The sequence below is a fragment of the Bacillus sp. FMQ74 genome, from assembly GCF_001875785.1.
Lineage (GTDB): Bacteria > Bacillota > Bacilli > Bacillales > Bacillaceae > Bacillus > Bacillus stercoris.
The window spans coordinates 139018-155976 of sequence record NZ_MOEO01000003.1 but is presented as its reverse complement, the minus strand read 5'-3'; the positions used below and the strand labels follow the sequence as shown (position 1 = coordinate 155976).

The following is a 16959-nucleotide window of genomic DNA, read 5'->3' as shown; positions in this document are numbered from 1 at the left end:
TCACCCTCTGTTTCTCATTTTGTACTCGATCACCCGCTGATACACAGCCGATGCCATCGCGACGAACGGAATCATTCTATATTTCGCCATCAGAAGCAGGCATGACCGTTTTGCGTCAAAAGGCGCTGTCCCCGTTTTCGAAAGACTTTCTTGAAATACCGGGTCCGCGCATATCACGCCAACATTTCTGAGCTTTTCAAACAGCCGGCGGCTGCCGCTCGTTTTCCATTCATTCAGCATACAGATGCTGCTGTGAAGAACGATAAAGGTATCAAGCTCCTTACGGTACTCCTCCAGTTTGTTGTTCTCCTGTAAAAACGCCGCATTCGCCTCATACAGCGCAAGCCCTGATTCAAACAGTTTTTTCTGATAGCGCTGCACAATGGAGGAAAGGTGAATTCGGTAATGATAGAGCGGCGCTTTTACATAGGATACCGAGCGGGCGAAAAAATGAGCCCTGAAGCTAAAAAACTGATCCTCGACATGCTCCAGCTCGCCTCGGAGCGGGAACGACAGCCGATGTGCTTCAATCATGCTTCTTCTGTACAGTTTGTTCCATGAAAACCCTCTGACCTTCCCTTCGAATAATGCCTTGATATAGTGCTCCTTAGGCTGATCCTGATAGGTTTGGGCAATGTCAGAGTCCATGGTTTTGCCAGTGTCCTCAAACTCTGCGGCGTAATTGCAAATGACCAGATCAGTTTTATCGCCTGCTTCCCGGAGCATCTGCTCGCAATAATCAGGTTCGATCCAATCGTCTGAATCGATAAACGCGATAAATTCGCCGCGTGCCGCCTCAATGCCTTTATTCCGAACCGCACCGAGACCCTGGTTCTCCTGATGAATCACCTTGAACCTGTTGTCCATTTTGGCGTATTCTTCCGCGATATCCGGGCTGGCATCTTGAGAACCGTCATTGACGATGATGATTTCAATATTGTCCACTGTCTGGTTCCGCAATGATTCAAGACACGTTCTGATATATGTTTCTGTGTTATAAACAGCGACTAACAGACTAACCGCAGGTGTTTCCATAATAACCGGCTCCTCGTGCATAAATTACCGGGAAAAAATCGTTCTGTAAGGCAGAACCGATGAATCAACCGGCATAAGCAAATAACTGTAAAGAAAATAACAAACAACGATAGCGATATAGATAAGGGCGTTTGATTTTTCATCAAATATCCTGACAAAATAAGGGACTAAGATCATTTGATACAGACCGAAATAAATATTGAATCTGGCAAAAATCACGTCCTTTGTGGCCAAAAGGCCGAACAAAAAACCAAGCAGGCACAAATTGACGACAATATCGATTTGCGGCCACAGACTCCGCAGTCGTTCTTTATAGCAAAATGCAAGGAACAGCGGCAGAACCAAAACAGCGATTTTGATCACATTCATTCCATTTGTGTTCGTCATGAGCCATTTTTCATAATGGCTGTATGAGCTGTTTTCAAGTACAACGACAAACACAGAAATAAATTTTTGATATAAAAATGTCATGCCGAGAAATAAAGCGGATAGGCCGAATATCGCCGGTGACCAGGCTTTTCTTCTGACAATAAAGTACACTGGAATCATAATTAGCGCCGACGAATGAAAGAGCGAACTGACCAGCACAATTAGAAAATATCGCTTCCAGTTCCCGCTGATGATATAACGGATCGCCCAAAACAAAACAGCTGCCACCATGTATTGCCTGATGCCGTTAAAAGACGCGTAATAATGAAAGGTTCCCAAAAATAAAAAGACACTCAGCTCAAACGGCCTGCCATAGTCGGCGAGTGTCTTCATAATAAAGCTGTAGGTCACGACTGCAACCGTAAAATACATGATTTGAGGATCTTCAGTAATGAAATTCATCAGCCAAAGGAGTGCGGTAAACCCCGGATCAGTCGCTGTTTTCGCTGTGCCGAAACCGAATATCTGCCACACATTTTGATAATCGCCCGCCAATTCGTACAGCAGCGTGTACGTCTGAAAATCCGTGCCCACTCGATAGCGGAGGCCTGACACGAGCACAAGTGAAGCGAGCGGAATCCAGATCAAAAGCTTATTCGGCCGATACCCTGTGGCAAGTGAATCGTCACGGCCGCCGCACATTTTAGCGAACCAAGACCAAATAAATACAATCCCCATATTGACGGCATATACAATCATCGGTTATGGTCCTTTTCCGTGCTGATGTTATATACATTCAGCAGCGCTCCTACATTTTGCTGTGCATCGTAGCCAAGTTGAGCGAGTGTTTCTTTGATGAGTTCGCGCTTCGGCCTGCCTGCGGCGGCCGCCCTTGCAATGGTTTCAGCCCAGACGCTGATCGGCTCAGAAAGACTTAATCTTGTGACAAGCCCGAGCTTGGCGTCAACTTTTTCTGTAATGCTGTCTGAAATGATGCATGGAAGCCCCGACGCCTGTGCTTCCACAAGCACAACCGGCAAGCCTTCGTACAGAGACGGCATGACAAACACATCAAATGTACGCATTAGTTCATGGATACGTTCTTCAGTGCCTAAAAAGAGGACATCTGATAGCAGATTCTGCCGCCGCGCCTCCTCCTCTATCTCCCCGCGCAGCGGCCCGTCTCCTGCGAGAACGAGCTGAAAGCGAACGCCCCTTTCTTTGAGATGTGCGGCAAGTTTCAGCAGGAACGCGTGGTTTTTCACTTCATGAAACCGGGCCACATGGCCAATGATGAGCCGATCGGCTGCAATGCCGCGTGCTGCTTTTTCTTCATCAGCCGCCTGCCCATTTGGGGCGAACATCTCAAGATCAATCCCGTTCGGAAGAAGGTGAACACGCTCCCGCTCCATGTTGGACTGTCCAAATAAAAAACTGCCCGCATCCTCTCCGCAGGCACATAGTGCTGTCGCATTCGCAAAGATGAGCCGCCTGAACACCATCAGCTGTAAGCGATCCTTCCAATTGAAGCCGGTCTTCCAAGACGTATTGTGGGAATGGCATACCCTGACCGACACTCCGGCGAGCCTTGCCGCAAGGGCGATAAAACCCGTTTGGAAATCCGTGTGCGCATGAACAGCGCTGAACGGCCCGTTTTCTTTTATCGCGTTTCTCACATTCCTCACAAATGTAAGGGGATTGCTTTGCCCAATGCTCGGGACATAAAAAAGCCGCCCGCCTAAGGATAAAATTTCTTCATCATAAGCGCACGGATCATTTCGATACGTTAAAAAATCAAATTGCACTTTGCTTCTGTCCATTTTCCGATATAAATTCATCACCATGGTTTCCGCACCGCCCCTGTTCATGCCGCTGAGAACATGGAGCACACGTTTTTGGCCGCTATTCATGCTTAACAAACCCTTCCTTTTGGTTCATTACTCTTTTTTTGTGGTAGCGATTCATCACGGCTGCAGGCATAAAGGCGCGGATTAACGGTTTTGCGATATATATGTAATCAGATACAGGAAGCTTCAAGCGTCTGCACGCCTGATAGACAAGGATGGCATTGTCTATCGAATACGTAAATGACCGCCGTTTGAATGCATCGCTGTCTTCCCTTACTTTATACAAGGCTTCCTGAAGATTATAGCCCCTGAAGCCCTCTTCAAAAAAGCGAAGCCACAAATCGATATCCTCCATTCGTCTCGTCCGCCGCACCGACCGGTAGCCTTTCAGCGCGCGGTAGGCACTCGCTCTCATCATAATCGTGCCGTGGCAAAATGGGGTCCCTTTTGCCATGATGCCCGGCTCCGGAACAGAAGGCAGGATCCGAGTGCCTCTTACGCCAAATTCATCAAACACAAGCATGCCGGTGCCAACCACCTGATAGTGGCGGTGTTTTTCTAAAAACGCGACCTGCTTTTCCAGACGGCGCGGAAACGAAAGGTCATCTCCGTCCTGACGTGCGATATAATCGCCTGTCGCATGCGAAAGACAATGATTTAATGATGCGGCAAGCCGCTTGTTTGTTTTGTTTCGGATCAGTTTGATGCGGTCGCTGTAATGAGCGGCATACTGCTTCGCGATGCGGAGCGTGCCGTCTGTTGACGCATCATCGCACAAAATCAGCTCCCAATTTTTATAGGATTGGCTGAGAATGGATTCTATGCTTTCTGCCAAAGTGCGCTCGCAATTATAAATGCCCATAATGACAGAAACTTTCGGTCCTGAGTTCATACGCTTTTCTCCTTTGTATCCATATCCATGTACGCGGAATAAATATCTGCCATTTCTTCCACCGTTCGCGCCTCCGAAAAGCGCAAGGCTGTTTTTCGGCCTACCTGTCCCAGCTTTCGGCAGAGTTCCGGCTTATGGTAAAGCTGTTCAATCCGGCGGGCAAAAGCAGCACTGTCACCAATTTTGATCAGAAAACCGTTTTCTCCGTCGCGGATGATTTCCCGATGCCCGCGGTTATCTGTGGCGATCGCCGGTTTTTCTGCCGCCATTCCCTCAAGCACATTCATGCCGAGGCCCTCTCTCGTGCTGGATGCGACAGATACATCCGCAAGCTGAATCAGCTCATGTATGTCGCTGCAAAAGCCGTAAAAACGGACATTTGCGGAAGCGCCAAGCTTTTCAGCTAACGTTCGATACGTTTGTTCCATTGCCCCTTCCCCGGCAAACACAAGGCGGAGCGAAGGAATTTTTTCTTTCAGCAAGGCTGCGGCTTCAATTAACAGCTTCTGATTTTTGTTCACATTGAGCTCAGCCGGATAAACCAATATAAAATCATCTTCACGGAATCCGTGTTTTTCTCTGAGTCTTTGCTGCTCTTTCGGGCTAACAGGCCGGAAACGCTCGGTATTGACACCAATACCGTGAATTTTCTGCGTCCTTCCGCCCGGCCTTTGAAGTCCTTTCGCCCGTGTGTAATCCTCTTCATTGATCGTAATCAGGCAGTCCGTATATGCTGAAAGCCATTTCTCGACCGGATAGTAAAGAAGCCAATTTTTCATCGGTGCCCCTTTGCAGAAGTGAAATCCGTGCGCTGTGTACAGCACCTTTGTTCCGTGCCGCCGTGCCTGCCTCGCCGCCAGTCTGGCGAGAACGCCGCCTACCGGTGTATGGCAATGAACCATGTCGTATTCATGGGTATCGACCACTTTCTTCAGCTGCCTATAAACGGCCAGATTCTGAGGGTGAAAAGGTGACCTGCGAATCGGGATAAAGAATTTCTCATCTACATACGGCAGCTTGGTTTGTCCGTTCGCGGCGACATGAACCTCCCAGCCCATTCGCTTGAACCATTTAAAATAAGGGATGTGAAAGGCCTTAAAATGATAATCAACAGTCGCGCAAAACAATATCTTTTTCGTCATTTTCACTCCCCCTAATGAACACTGGCAGCCGTCATTTTGTCTGATGTATTGATTGCCGCAAACAGCCTCGCTCTCAGGTCGGCTTCCGACAGTTCAGTGAAATCCTCGATAAAGCGCATCAGCACCGGCCAGTCGCCGTCAACCGCTTTGCCGATATGAATTTTTGGAAAGATTTGTTCAGCGTGGACTTCATTTTTGTTCAGTAATTCTTCATACATTTTTTCGCCGGGACGAATGCCTGTGAATTCGATAGGAATCTGCTCTGTCGTGTAGCCTGACAAATGGATGAGGTTTTTGGCCAGATCCACAATCTTTACGGGCTCTCCCATATCGAGAACAAAAATCTGACGCCCTTTTGCCAGTGCACCGGCCTGAATCACAAGCCTTGATGCCTCGGGAATCGTCATGAAATACCGGGTCATTGCCGGATGTGTTACTGTCACCGGGCCGCCTTTTTCAATTTGTTTTTTGAAAATCGGAATGACGCTGCCGCGGCTCCCGAGTACATTGCCGAAACGGACAGCGACAAATTTGGTTCTGCTGACTTTTCCAAGATTCATAATAATCATCTCCGCGAACCGTTTTGTCGCCCCCATTACATTGGCTGGGTTCACCGCTTTGTCTGATGAAATCAGCACGAATGTCTCAGTTCCCGACATATCGGCTGCTTCTGCGACATTTTTTGTTCCGATGATATTGTTTTTGACCGCCTCTTCAGGATTGTGTTCCATTAAAGGGACATGCTTATGGGCAGCTGCATGGTAGACAACATGCGGCTCGTACTTTTTCATCAAGGTAAACATTTTATCGCGGTCCTGCACATCAGCGATTTCCGTATGGAACACAATGTGTTTGCCGAATCGTCCGTTCAGCTCTGTATAAATCGAATGAATGCTGTTTTCCCCATGGCCGAGCAGAATGATTTCCTTAGGCAAAAACGCGCTGATCTGCCGGCAGATTTCCGAGCCGATTGATCCGCCCGCTCCCGTGACGAGAACTGTTTTTCCTTTGATGCGGTTCGAAATTTCGCTAGTGTCGAGGGTCACCGGCTTTCTGCCGAGCAAATCCTCAGCTTTTACATCTCTGATCTGTCCGGCAGTTCGTGTGCCAAGCAGCATTTCATCAAAATGAGGCATAATTTTAATGCTTACTCCGGTTCGCACACATTCTTTATATAACACCTGAAGCTCATGGGTGCGGAGTGAAGGAATGGCAATAATAATATAGTTAATTTTGAGCTTTTGCACCGCAGGCATGATACTTTCTTTTCCGCCGATTACGGGCAGCCCCATGATTTCTAATTTATGTTTCGTTTGGTCGTCATCAATAAAAGCGACAGGTATGATATCGGGTTCATCTTTCGAAAGCAGCTGCCTGACCATCAGGGTCCCACCTGAGCCCGCCCCGATAATCAGCGCGCGGGACGAGGCGCAGCGTTTTTTTCTAATGCTTTCGTTTAATACTCTTGATAAAATACGGGTCCCTCCAATGGACAAAAGCTGAAGCACCCAGCACGCGGTTAACAGACGGAAAAACATCGTATGATACACAGCATACTGAATGACGCCGGTCACAGCGGCGGAAAGCGAAATGCCCTTAAGCAGGACAAGCAGCTCGCCGAGCCCGGTGTATGTCCACACCTGTTTATACTGATTGAACAGGAAAGCACACACATGATAGCTGAGGAGCAAGCTGACAGCGGTAAGCAGTAATGCTCCGGAGTCATAGAATTGATAGGAATCTTTTAAAAATTGATATCCTGCAATAACTGAATTTAAAACGAGGTAAGTATCCAGCGCAATAATCATTGACAGTCTTCTCCGGTAACTCAACCTATTCCCCCCCTAATTCTTTTATCGGTTTAGCTGCGGCGGTTTTCGTCTCTCCAAAAAATCGGCAGCAGCTAAACCGATAACACGTCCTATGTATATATCAGATAAGTGGGCATTTAACCCATCCTCACGCCCCGCCAGCGACGACCAGCATCTAAGGCAGCAACTTCAGCTGCCCACAGCAGAGCCGAGTGCCTCCATTGATACAGGTCAGGAGACATCACCTTTTTCAAAAACTAGTAGGAATAGTGTTCCGATTTTTTCATTTTCTTTTTGTTTAAAAGAGCGCCTAACAGCTTCGCATTGGATTGTTCCAGTGCATCTTTTGCTTTCAGGACGGTATCGGTTTTTGTTTTTCCGCTTAAAACGACGAGCACGCTGCCGTCTGTCTGATTTGCTAGAATCTGAGCATCTGCAACAGCCAAAAGCGGAGGGGAATCAAAGATGACGAGGCTGAATTGTTCATAGATGTCAGATATTAAATCTCCCATTGCTTTTGAAGACAGCAGTTCTGCCGGATTTGGCGGGGTCGGCCCGCTTGTCAGTACGTATAAGTTATCGATTGGCGTCTTTTGCACCGTCTCACTGAGTGAAGCATTACCGACCAATACATTTGTCAGCCCGGTTACATTCTCAACCTGAAACGTCTGATTGATGGTCGGCTTTCTTAAATCGGCATCCACCAGCAGCACTTTCTTTTCCTGCTGCTGCGCAAAGACAGCCGCAAGATTCGCTGCACTGAACGATTTACCTTCTCCAGGCACAGAGGAGGTGACGAGGATGGACCGCAAGTTGGTCTGGACAGATGAGAACTCAATGTTTGTCCGAATGGTGCGATATTGTTCCGCAACAACTGATTTATTGTGTAAAACAGATATTTGAGCCAAACCCCGCCTTGCTTTCTTTTTTCTAAAGATCACTCGCTTCACTCCCCGAAATGTTTTATCCCGCGATTCCGCCCTTTTTGGACATCAGGAACAGAGCCTAAGCATGGCAATCCGGTTCTCTCGCTGAGCTGCCGTGCGCTTTTGCACGTATCATCGAGAAAATGCAGAAAAAATGCCAGTGTAATGCCGCCCATGACAGCAGCGCCAAAAGCCATGACCATATTTCTCAGCCGGGCCGGCTTGATCATCGGGCTTTCCGAAGCCTTCGCCTCCGATAATATATGTACGCCTTGTACATTCATTCTTTCATCTATTGCTTTTTCAAACTTGTTCACTAATGTGTTCGCAATCTCAGCCGCTTTCGCCGGATCTTGATCCTGGACGGCAACGGTGATAATTTCTGATTCATTTTCACTGCTGGTGATTACTTTTCCTTTCAGCGAGGAAGCCGATTCAGATAGGTGCAATTCCGCCTTGACCTCTTCCATCAAGGCAGTGCTTTTCATAATCGATTGGAACGTGCTGCTATACTGAAGATTTCGCTGGATGTCACTGAGATTCGAGTTTTCTTCACCGTCTGATTCATGAACCAGAACCTGTGTCGACGCCTGATAGGTCGGTGGAATGACCTTAAATTGCACAAAACCCATCATAAGGGTGACGCCGATTGTTATGAACAGAATCAGCACGAATCTGTGTCTGACAATCGCATATAATTCTTTGAAACTCATATTCTCATTCATGTATTCATAGCCTTCAGCCTTCCCGCGGCTGGCTTCCCGCGCCCCTTTCTGTTAATGATTGGATTATAAAAGAAAACTTTATTATTTAAAAATTGCAAAATAAGCCAATAAGTTCTCTTTAGAGAACAAAATCATGATTTTCCTCTAATTTACTACACTTCCCTTACTATTTTAAATTTTATAAAGAACGAATAATTCCTTATAATGAACGAAATAACGACAGGAATAGAGGAGAATTTCACATTGTGATTGGAAGAATTATCCGTTTATACCGTAAAAGAAAAGGCTATTCTATTAATCAGCTGGCGGTTGAGTCAGGCGTATCCAAATCCTATTTAAGCAAGATTGAAAGAGGCGTTCACACGAATCCGTCCGTTCAATTTTTAAAAAAAGTTTCGGCCACACTGGATGTGGAATTAACAGAATTATTTGACGCAGAAACAATGATGTATGAAAAAATCAGCGGCGGTGAAGAGGAGTGGCGCGTACATTTAGTGCAAGCCGTACAAGCCGGAATGGAAAAGGAAGAATTGTTCACTTTTACGAACAGACTCAAGAAAGAACAGCCTGAAACTGCTTCTTACCGCAACCGTAAACTGACGGAATCCAATATAGAAGAATGGAAAGCGCTGATGGCGGAAGCAAGAGAAATCGGCTTGACTGTCCATGAAGTCAAATCCTTTTTAAAAACGATGGGAAGATGATGATCGGCTAGAGGGCTAACGTTCGCATCTTCAGGGTAAATCTGTTTATAATGGGGGAAAAAGGGAGAGGACACAATGACTCATCAAATAGTAACGACTCAATACGGCAAAGTAAAAGGCACAACGGAAAACGGCGTACATATATGGAAAGGCATCCCCTTTGCCAAGCCGCCTGTCGGACAATTGCGTTTTAAAGCACCTGAGCCGCCTGAAGTGTGGGAAGATGTACTTAATGCTACAGCCTATGGCCCTGTTTGCCCGCAGCCGACTGATTTGCTTTCACTATCGTATGCTGAACTGCCGCGCCAGTCCGAGGATTGCTTGTATCTCAATGTATTTGCGCCTGACACTCCAAGTCAAAACCTGCCTGTCATGGTGTGGATTCACGGCGGCGCTTTTTATCTTGGAGCAGGCAGTGAGCCGTTGTATGACGGATCAAAACTTGCGGCGCAGGGAGAAGTCATTGTCGTGACATTGAACTATCGGCTGGGGCCGTTTGGCTTTTTGCACTTGTCTTCGTTTGATGAGGCGTATTCCGATAACCTTGGGCTTTTAGACCAAGCCGCCGCACTGAAATGGGTGCGGGAGAATATTTCAGCGTTTGGCGGTGATCCCGATAACGTAACAGTATTTGGAGAATCCGCCGGCGGGATGAGCATTGCCGCGCTTCTAGCAATGCCTGCGGCAAAAGGCCTGTTCCAGAAAGCAATCATGGAAAGCGGCGCTTCTCGAACGATGACGAAAGAACAAGCGGCGAGCACCGCGGCAGCCTTTTTACAGGTCCTTGGGATTAACGAGAGCCAACTGGATAAATTGCATACTGTTTCTGCGGAAGATTTGCTAAAAGCGTCGGATCAGCTTCGGATCGCAGAAAAAGAAAATATCTTTCAGCTGTTCTTCCAGCCCGCCCTTGATCCGAAAACGCTGCCTGCTGAACCAGAAAAAGCGATCGCAGAAGGGGCTGCTGCCGGCATTCCGCTATTAATCGGAACAACCCGTGATGAAGGATATTTATTTTTCACCCCGGATTCAGACGTTCATTCTCAGGAAACGCTTGATGCTGCACTCGAGTATTTATTAGGGCAGCCGCTGGCCAAGAAAGCCGCCGATCTGTATCCGCGTTCTCTGGAAAGCCAGATTCACATGATGACTGATTTGTTATTTTGGCGCCCGGCCGTCGCCTATGCATCCGCGCAGTCCCACTACGCTCCGGTTTGGATGTACCGGTTCGATTGGCACCCGGAGAAGCCGCCGTACAATAAAGCGTTTCACGCATTAGAGCTTCCTTTTGTCTTTGGAAATCTGGACGGGTTGGAACGAATGGCAAACGCGGAGGTTACGGATGAGGTGAAACAGCTTTCTCACACGATACAATCAGCATGGATCACGTTCGCCAAAACAGGAAACCCAAGCACCGAAGCTGTGAATTGGCCGGCGTATCACGAAGAAACGAGAGAGACGCTGATTTTAGATTCGGAGATTGTGATCGAAAACGATCCGGATTCTGAAAAAAGGCAGAAATTATTCCCTTCAAAAGGAGAATAAACATGAGGAAAACAGGATATATTGGTGCTGCCATTGTTGTGGCAGCATGTATCATTATTTTGCTTGTATCATTATTTTGTCGGCCGTGTTATGTTTACGGGACACAGCCTATTACCAGCCTATGCGCTGGACTGGCATCATACTGTTTTTCGCGGGAATTATGATGGTTCCCACATACTCAGCAAAAAGAAAACCCGGGAAAGAGAAGTGATTCTCTTTCCCGGGTTTTTTAGGTTTCTTATAATTTTCCCGCGCGAATATCGTCTGTCATTCCTTCATAAGGAGCCTTCGAAATCACTTCTTCATTGTCGACTCCCTCATTTTTCAGAAATGTAATTTCCGCAAATTCAGGTACAACGTATTTTGGATACGTTTCATATTTTTCGCGTGATTCTTTCATCAAATCAATGTGGTCATTTTGGTAGCACACTGTAATTTCAGGATGTTCATGCACCCATTTCGGGAAGAAAATAATGCCGTGCATGCGTTTTTCATTTGGCATAAAGTTTAATGAAACATCCGTGCCAGTCGGCTCTGTCCAAGACACTTTATATACGCCTTCTGTCAGTTTGACAATATTCACTTCCTGATCCCGAACCCAGCGTCCGGCAACCATTCCGCTATGAATTCTATAATCAATTGTATGGTCGTTTTTAATATAGATCTCGTATTCCCAGCCGTTTTCATACGTATAAATCATGTGGCTTCCGATAAAGTTTTCCATCTTTCACACTCTCCTTAGTCTTTTACTGTACTTCATAAATGTCTAGTCGAACGTAATCAGGGGTTCTTTCTGCGGAACCGATAAACAAGCGGTCATGGAGCCATTGATAGGCTTCACTGCCTGTTTCAAACGTCGGTACCGTACGGAAATAAACATGCTCCGGATCAATGATTTCCCCGGCTGCCGCTTGTTTTCGAAACGGTTCGCTGACTTGCCGTATTCCATTGTTTTCAATGTAAATCAGTTCATGATCTGCTGTTTCGATCACATACCTGGCAGATAAATCAGTTCTGCCGTCAGCGCGAATCATTTGTGAATCGGCACCGCCCGGCAAAATACGTCCCTTTACTTCCCCGGTTATTGTTCCCGAACGAATCGGAATTAATCGTCTCAGTCCCAGGCCTGTCTCACCAATCGTGATAGGCGGATCAACCTTGATTTCTAAAGAGGCGAATGGTTTTAAAACCGGATTCTTCATGAGCACCACCTCACCTTCAGAAAAAAATCATGTAACTATTTACATGTTTACTTTAACACCATTGCAGTTAACTGTCAAACAATAGGAACATAAAAAAACAAGGACTGTTTGAAGACAGTCCTTGTCTGAAGCTAGCTTTGATAAGCAAGATATGTGCTGACAGTGCTTTTTGCAAGACAGGCAGAGGAATCTATCATCGGAATCTCACTTTGAATATGATCTAACACCGCATTTAAATCCGTGCAGGCTGAAATGATGATGTCTGCATGCTGACTGATTTCTTCATATAGCGTCTGCCATGCTGCATATGACGAAAATCAACTTTAATATAGCGGTATTAGATCTGCATGAATCAAAAAATCCCCTTTTATGAAGTCGGAGAAGGAACTCTAGCGGCCGCAAAATGGGTTCTCGTAGTCGCTTGAATGACTCCGGCGGCAGTACTCCTCATTGCAACTGTCACCGTATCTCCGGCGTTTAACTGAAGAATTTCAGTTATTGCTACGACTGCCGGGATGTTCTCTGCTTGAGATTTGTTATTTCCGCCTACCACATTTTGATTTACGAGAAATACGACTTCTAAGTTGAAGTCAACAATTGCATTCGGTTGAAACTCAACTGATGCATTAAGAGAATACACGCCTGCTGTTCTCGGTGAAAATCTAGATGTGTTAGGGTTATATTCATTCGCTAAATCAAATTGTACATTTTCAAAAAGAACTTCGGCAGCTGCATTTGCAGTCACTGACAGATTCGCATTGCTGGTAGCTCGGAAAGCAGAAATAGGCTGGTTACTATTTGCAGTAATTGGTGCGAAAAGCTGGTTTTGTTGAGCTGGTGGGGTATTTCCATTTCTGCCTTGCATGACACTTGGTGATAAAAGAGGTTCCGGTCGATCGTTCCTCTTAATCCATTTAGTTGGCCGTGGCGGCATAACTTTTTCCTCCTTATAAGCCTTACGCTTCTATCATTTGTTTGCTAGTTAATACATTATTATATTGATCGTTACAGACATAGTATCTGCCCGACTGTATTTAAAAATAGAAATAACAGCAGCATGTTCCCAAAACAGATTACTGCTTTTGATCCAAGAGGCATGCTTCACCAAGGCATCAGACGATCTTATATGAAAGACCTCAGTTAGAGATCCTTTTTAACCGATCACATCTACACGCCGTTCACTTTTTTTAGTAGGATGAGATAGTGTGCTATTTTCTGAATGATTATTAAAAAGGCAACTTTATGCCCATGCGACAGAGGCAATAAAAAATGCAGAGAACGAAAAGAAATCGATAGATATTTTAGTTCCTTAGACCTGTAATCTTTAAATCCGTTTATGTTTTTCTATCAAACAAAAGAGGAAAATAGACCAGTTGCAATCCAAACGAGAGTCTAATAGAATGAGGTCGAAAAGTAAATCACGCAGGTTTGTTACTGATAAAGCAGGCAAGACCTAAAATGTGTAAAGGGCAAAGTGTATACTTTGGCGTCACCCCTTACATATTTTAGGTCTTTTTTATTGTGCGTAACTGACTTGCCAACTTCAAACAGGAGGGCTGGAAGAAGCAGACCGCTAACACAGTACATACAAAAAGGAGACATGAACGATGAACATCAAAAAGTTTGCAAAACAAGCAACAGTACTAACCTTTACTACTGCACTGCTGGCAGGAGGCGCAACTCAAGCGTTTGCGAAAGAAACGAACCAAAAGCCGTATAAGGAAACGTATGGCATTTCCCATATTACACGCCATGATATGCTGCAAATCCCTGAACAGCAAAAAAATGAAAAGTATCAAGTGCCTGAATTCGATCCGTTCACAATTAAAAACATCTCTTCTGCAAAAGGCCTGGACGTTTGGGACAGCTGGCCATTACAAAACGCTGACGGCACAGTCGCAAACTATCACGGCTACCACATCGTCTTTGCATTAGCCGGAGATCCTAAAAATGCGGATGACACATCGATTTACATGTTCTATCAAAAAGTCGGCGAAACTTCTATTGACAGCTGGAAAAATGCTGGCCGCGTCTTTAAAGACAGCGACAAATTCGATGCAAATGATTCTATCTTAAAAGACCAAACGCAAGAATGGTCAGGTTCAGCTACATTTACATCTGACGGAAAAATTCGTTTATTCTACACTGATTTCTCCGGTAAACATTACGGCAAACAAACATTGACAACTGCACAGGTTAACGTATCAGCATCAGACAGCTCTTTGAACATCAACGGTGTAGAGGATTATAAATCAATCTTTGACGGCGACGGCAAAACGTATCAAAATGTACAGCAGTTCATCGATGAAGGCAACTACAGCTCAGGCGATAACCATACGCTGAGAGATCCTCACTACGTAGAAGATAAAGGCCACAAATACTTAGTATTTGAAGCAAACACTGGAACTGAAAATGGCTACCAAGGCGAAGAATCTTTATTTAACAAAGCATACTATGGCAAAAGCACATCGTTCTTCCGTCAAGAAAGTCAAAAACTTCTGCAAAGCGATAAAAAACGCACGGCTGAGTTAGCAAACGGCGCCCTCGGCATGATTGAGCTAAACGATGACTACACACTGAAAAAAGTGATGAAACCGCTGATTGCATCTAACACAGTAACAGATGAAATTGAACGCGCAAACGTCTTTAAAATGAACGGCAAATGGTATCTGTTCACTGACTCCCGCGGGTCAAAAATGACGATTGACGGCATCACGTCTAACGATATTTACATGCTTGGTTATGTTTCTAATTCTTTAACTGGCCCATACAAACCGCTGAACAAAACAGGCCTTGTGTTAAAAATGGACCTTGATCCTAACGATGTGACCTTTACTTACTCACACTTCGCTGTACCTCAAGCGAAAGGAAACAATGTCGTGATTACAAGCTACATGACAAACAGAGGATTCTACGCAGACAAACAATCAACGTTTGCGCCAAGCTTCCTGTTGAACATCAAAGGCAAGAAAACATCTGTTGTTAAAGACAGCATCCTTGAACAAGGACAATTAACAGTTAACAAATAAAAACGCAAAAGAAAATGCCGATATCCTATTGGCATTTTCTTTTATTTCTTATCAACATCATAAAGGTGAATCCCATATGAACTATAAAAAAGCAGGCAAATGGCTAACCGTATTCCTAACCTTTTTAGGAATATTGCTGTTTATTGACTTATTTCCAAAAGAAGAACCTGTCAAAAAAACAAAATCAACACAGAAACCGGACTACCGAGCGGCATATCATTTTACAACGCCGGATAAATGGAAAAATGACCCTCAAAAACCGATCTATTTTGATGGCAAGTATCATTATTTCTATCTATATAACCGGGATTACCCAAAAGGCAACGGCACAGAGTGGCGCCATGCCGTATCAGACGATTTGGTGCACTGGACAGATGAAGGCGTGGCGATTCCGAAATATACAAACCCAGACGGTGATATTTGGACCGGTTCCGTCGTGGTGGATAAAGAGAACACAGCCGGCTTCGGGAAAAATGCGCTTGTCGCGATTGTGACACAGCCCTCAGCCAAAGACAAAAAACAGGAGCAATATTTGTGGTACAGCACAGACAAAGGAAAATCATTTACATTCTACAGTGGCAATCCCGTTATGCCTAATCCGGGTACTGACGATTTCAGAGATCCGAAAATCATATGGGATGACCAGGATAACAAATGGGTCATGGTCATGGCTGAAGGATCAAAAATCGGCTTTTATGAATCCGATAATCTTAAGGACTGGCATTACACAAACGGATTCTTCCCAGAACAGGCGGGAATGGTGGAATGTCCCGACCTCTACATGATGCGGGCAAGCGACGGAACGAATAAGTGGGTTCTCGGCGCCAGCGCGAACGGCAAACCGTGGGGCAAACCAAATACGTACGCCTACTGGACCGGAAGCTTCGACGGAAAAGAATTCAAAGCGGATCAGACTGAAGCCCAATGGCTTGACTATGGCTTCGACTGGTACGGCGGTGTGACGTTCGAAGACAGCAAAAGCACAGATCCATTAGAAAAGCGGTATGCGCTTGCCTGGATGAACAATTGGGATTATGCCAACAACACCCCGACAATGAAGAATGGCTTTAACGGCACAGATTCTGTCATACGCGAACTCCGGCTGAAGGAGCAGGATGGAACATACAGCCTCGTCTCACAGCCGATTGAAGCTTTGGAGCAGCTGACTGTTTCAACTGACAAAATAGAGGATCAAGATGTGAACGGATCAAAAACACTGTCGATAACAGGTGATACGTACCAGCTTGATACGGATCTTTCTTGGTCTGAGCTAAAGAATACAGGCGTCAGGCTCAGAGAATCAGAAGACCAAAAACGCCATATTGATGTCGGCATTTTCGCCGAAGGCCGCTATGCATATGTCAATAGAGCAGCCACAAATCAGCCGGACAAAAGCAATACCTTTGTCGAAAGCAAAGCTCCTTATGATGTAAGCAAACGTAAGGTGCATTTGAAAATACTTGTCGATAAAACAACGATAGAAGTATTTGTTGGCGACGGGAAAACCGTTTTTTCAAATGAAGTCTTCCCAAAGCCTGAAGATAAAGGAATTACCCTTTTTTCTGACGGCGGCACAGCCTCCTTCAAAAATATAACAGTGAAACACTTTGATTCGATTCATGAATAAAAACAGGTGCAGCGCAGGCTGCGCCTGTTTTTTTATTAGGAGCGGTATTCTCTGTTACATATTGGGCATTGTAAGGAATATAAGGCTGGTTTCAAAGGAGGAAGC

15 protein-coding genes and 2 pseudogenes are annotated in these 16959 nt (G+C 45.5%); 5 read left to right on the top strand and 12 right to left on the bottom strand.

Annotated elements, in window-relative coordinates; all coding sequences use genetic code 11:
* The 8 genes from BLL41_RS07620 to BLL41_RS07585 all read right to left on the bottom strand — a co-directional run bounded on the left by BLL41_RS07620 (nt 1) and on the right by BLL41_RS07585 (nt 8747).
* Nucleotides 1–1035 (bottom strand): glycosyltransferase family 2 protein, encoded by a 1035-nt coding sequence (locus BLL41_RS07620; RefSeq protein ID WP_071577378.1) that lies wholly within the window; start codon nt 1033–1035, stop codon nt 1–3.
* 24 nt (nt 1036–1059) lie between these two features.
* Nucleotides 1060–2163 (bottom strand): biofilm exopolysaccharide biosynthesis protein EpsG, encoded by a 1104-nt coding sequence (gene epsG / locus BLL41_RS07615; RefSeq protein WP_003228259.1) that lies wholly within the window; start codon nt 2161–2163, stop codon nt 1060–1062.
* Nucleotides 2160–3314, bottom strand: a complete 1155-nt coding sequence (locus BLL41_RS07610; protein WP_071577377.1) for a glycosyltransferase family 1 protein — start codon at nt 3312–3314, stop codon at nt 2160–2162. The genes epsG and BLL41_RS07610 overlap by 4 nt, the downstream gene beginning before the upstream one ends.
* The gene (gene epsE / locus BLL41_RS07605; RefSeq protein ID WP_071577376.1) at nt 3307–4143 is read right to left on the bottom strand and encodes a glycosyltransferase EpsE; all 837 of its coding nucleotides are present in this window, start codon (nt 4141–4143) and stop codon (nt 3307–3309) included. Before epsE ends, BLL41_RS07610 begins: the two co-directional genes overlap by 8 nt.
* On the bottom strand, nt 4140–5285 hold the full coding sequence (locus BLL41_RS07600; RefSeq protein WP_071577375.1) for a glycosyltransferase family 4 protein: 1146 nt from the start codon (nt 5283–5285) through the stop codon (nt 4140–4142). Before BLL41_RS07600 ends, epsE begins: the two co-directional genes overlap by 4 nt.
* Nucleotides 5286–5296: 11 nt before the next feature.
* Entirely contained in the window at nt 5297–7117 is a 1821-nt protein-coding gene (locus BLL41_RS07595; RefSeq protein WP_177230634.1) for a polysaccharide biosynthesis protein, read from the bottom strand.
* Nucleotides 7118–7353: 236 nt separating this feature from the next.
* A complete protein-coding gene (gene epsB / locus BLL41_RS07590) occupies nt 7354–8037 on the bottom strand; it encodes a protein tyrosine kinase EpsB (RefSeq protein ID WP_071577374.1) in 684 nt (227 codons plus the stop codon).
* Between the two features lie 5 nt (nt 8038–8042).
* On the bottom strand, nt 8043–8747 hold the full coding sequence (locus BLL41_RS07585; RefSeq protein ID WP_071577373.1) for a YveK family protein: 705 nt from the start codon (nt 8745–8747) through the stop codon (nt 8043–8045).
* 245 nt (nt 8748–8992) lie between these two features.
* Here BLL41_RS07585 and slrR point away from each other — a divergent pair, with 245 nt between their 5' ends.
* The 3 genes and pseudogenes from slrR (at nt 8993) to BLL41_RS07570 (ending at nt 11207) form a co-directional block, all read left to right on the top strand.
* Nucleotides 8993–9451 (top strand): HTH-type transcriptional regulator SlrR, encoded by a 459-nt coding sequence (slrR, locus tag BLL41_RS07580; RefSeq protein WP_014665457.1) that lies wholly within the window; start codon nt 8993–8995, stop codon nt 9449–9451.
* Between the two features lie 75 nt (nt 9452–9526).
* Nucleotides 9527–10996: a para-nitrobenzyl esterase gene (gene pnbA / locus BLL41_RS07575; RefSeq protein WP_071577372.1), complete on the top strand. Its 1470-nt coding sequence runs from the start codon at nt 9527–9529 to the stop codon at nt 10994–10996.
* A 2-nt stretch (nt 10997–10998) separates the two neighbouring features.
* Nucleotides 10999–11207: pseudogene (locus tag BLL41_RS07570) on the top strand (hypothetical protein).
* Between the two features lie 27 nt (nt 11208–11234).
* Here BLL41_RS07570 and padC read toward each other — a convergent pair.
* The 4 genes and pseudogenes from padC to BLL41_RS07550 form a co-directional block, all read right to left on the bottom strand.
* Nucleotides 11235–11720, bottom strand: coding sequence for a phenolic acid decarboxylase (padC, locus tag BLL41_RS07565; protein WP_003219868.1), 486 nt, complete (start codon nt 11718–11720; stop codon nt 11235–11237).
* A 22-nt stretch (nt 11721–11742) separates the two neighbouring features.
* A complete protein-coding gene (locus BLL41_RS07560) occupies nt 11743–12198 on the bottom strand; it encodes a DUF3237 domain-containing protein (protein ID WP_071577371.1) in 456 nt (151 codons plus the stop codon).
* Between the two features lie 131 nt (nt 12199–12329).
* Nucleotides 12330–12503 (bottom strand): annotated as a pseudogene (racX, locus tag BLL41_RS07555) (broad specificity amino-acid racemase RacX); the annotation flags it as partial.
* A 62-nt stretch (nt 12504–12565) separates the two neighbouring features.
* Nucleotides 12566–13132, bottom strand: a complete 567-nt coding sequence (locus tag BLL41_RS07550) for a C1q-like domain-containing protein (RefSeq protein WP_071577370.1) — start codon at nt 13130–13132, stop codon at nt 12566–12568.
* A gap of 673 nt (nt 13133–13805) precedes the next feature.
* On the opposite strand from BLL41_RS07550, the gene sacB reads away from it, so the two are divergent.
* Both sacB and levB read left to right on the top strand, forming a co-directional pair.
* Nucleotides 13806–15227, top strand: a complete 1422-nt coding sequence (gene sacB, locus BLL41_RS07545) for a levansucrase (protein WP_071577369.1) — start codon at nt 13806–13808, stop codon at nt 15225–15227.
* Nucleotides 15228–15303: 76 nt separating this feature from the next.
* On the top strand, nt 15304–16854 hold the full coding sequence (levB, locus tag BLL41_RS07540) for a 2,6-beta-fructan 6-levanbiohydrolase (protein ID WP_071577368.1): 1551 nt from the start codon (nt 15304–15306) through the stop codon (nt 16852–16854).
* The last annotated feature ends 105 nt before the right edge of the window (nt 16855–16959 follow it).